The sequence below is a fragment of the Sandarakinorhabdus sp. genome, assembly GCF_031422795.1.
Taxonomy (GTDB): domain Bacteria; phylum Pseudomonadota; class Alphaproteobacteria; order Sphingomonadales; family Sphingomonadaceae; genus Sandarakinorhabdus.
In genome coordinates, this window is record NZ_JANPML010000362.1 from 1 (window position 1) to 1,800 (window position 1,800).

Here is a 1,800-nt window from a genome sequence, read left to right on the forward strand (position 1 = left end):
GCTGCGCGGCGGTGACAGGGCGATTGGGCGCACATCAGACGGCAACGCCACCACACGACCCAGCCGGTCGATGACAAAATCGGCATAGGCCGCATCATCCATGTGCTGCATCTGGCAGCCGCCGCAATCGGGATAATGGGCGCAGGCCGGCGCGGCATGATGCGGGCCGGGCAATATAAGCGGCGGCGTGTGGCTGAAATCCACCGTGTCGCCCACCGCCGCCAGCGGCACGAAGCGGCCATCATCGCTGACGCCATCTCCCCGCGCCGCCAGCCGCACGATGGGGTGGATATCGGTCACAGCGATTTCAGCACGGCCGGCAGGCCGGCGACGAGATCATCGGCGATGCCGCCCGGCCCAAGCCGCAGCCCGGCCTCCCCGTGCAGCCACGCCGCCGCTTGCGCCGCTTCGAACAAAGGCAGGCCCTGCGCGATCAGCGCAGCGATCATGCCGGCCAGCACGTCGCCGGAACCGGCGGTGGCAAGATAGGGGCTGGCATGGGCATTGATCGCCGCGCGGCCATCGGGCGCTGCAATGATCGTCGCCGCGCCCTTCAGCACCACCACCGCATCACTGATGCGCGCCGCCGCCAGCACGGCGCCCAGCCGATCATCGCCAACCGGGCCAAACAGCTGCTCGAACTCCCCTTCATGCGGCGTGAGCACCGCCGGCGCACCAATTGGCCCGCGCGGCAGCAGGCGCAGCGCCCCGGCATCAATCACCAGCGATTTACCCGCCCAGCTCAACCGCTTCAGCCAGCCTCGCGCCCGCACATCGGCCTGCATCCCCGGGCCAATCACCACCGCGCCCAGCCGCTGATCGGTGAGCAGTGCCGCCGCTTCCTCATCATTGCGGCGCATCAGCGCGAGCGCGGGCATCACGCCGCCTTCACCGGCCAGGGTGACCAGTCCGGCGCCGGTGCGCAACGCCGCCAGACCGGCCAGGCCCGACGCGCCGCCATGGCCCGGCGTGCCTTCCACCACCATCACCCAGCCGCGCCCATATTTGTGCGTATCGCGGACTGGCCCAAGCAATCGCGGCCGTGCCGTGAAAGCCAGCGGCGTATCGATGGCAATGCCGATATCCACCACCGCCAACCGGCCAGACACGAACGCGCCTTCGCCCAATATGTGCCCCGGCTTGGCGGCGCCAAAGGTGATGGTCAACTCCGCCGGCAGCACCCGGCCCAGCGCGCGCCCACTGTCAGCCCCCAGCCCGGAGACGATGTCGATGGCGACCACCCGGCCCTGCCCCCGCACCCGGTCCAGCGCCGCCTGCGCGCTGTCGGGCAAGGGGCGGCTGAGGCCAACGCCAAACAGGGCGTCGACAATCAGCGGCGCGGCCGGCGCTTCGACCAGCGGGACCGTCTTGCCGGTCCAGCGCCCGGCCATGGTTGCCGCAGGTTCGGCCACCGGCGCCGCATCTGCGGCCACGGTCACAGCGACGCCGGCTTCCGCCAGCGCCAATGCGATACCGTAACCATCGCCGCCATTGTTGCCCGGCCCGCACAGCACGGTCGCCCGTCTGGCCGGCGCAAAGGCCAATATCGCCCGCGCAGCGCCTGTCGCGGCGCGCTCCATCAGGGTGAGCGCCGGGGTGCCCGCGGCAATCGCTGCGGCTTCGGCACTGCGCATGGCAGCAGACGTGACGAGCGGCAGCCCAGAATCGATGATGAACATGCGCGCCTTGTCACAAAGCAGAAGGCTGGGCACAAGGCCGGTGATGACCACTTCCCTCACCATCCGCCCTGTCCATGCGCAAGATGCGGCCGAACTGGCCGATTTGTTGAACGAAATCATC

Annotated in this window: 1 protein-coding gene and 1 pseudogene; both read right to left on the reverse strand. The window is 69.7% G+C overall.

What is annotated here, in order from left to right; translation table 11 throughout:
- Positions 1–300, reverse strand: a pseudogene (locus RMO81_RS12580) (class I SAM-dependent RNA methyltransferase); the annotation flags it as partial.
- The gene (locus RMO81_RS12585) at positions 297–1,679 is read right to left on the reverse strand and encodes an NAD(P)H-hydrate dehydratase (protein WP_310476237.1); all 1,383 of its coding nucleotides are present in this window, start codon (positions 1,677–1,679) and stop codon (positions 297–299) included. The pseudogene RMO81_RS12580 and the gene RMO81_RS12585, both read right to left, overlap by 4 nt.
- Positions 1,680–1,800 lie beyond the last annotated feature (121 nt).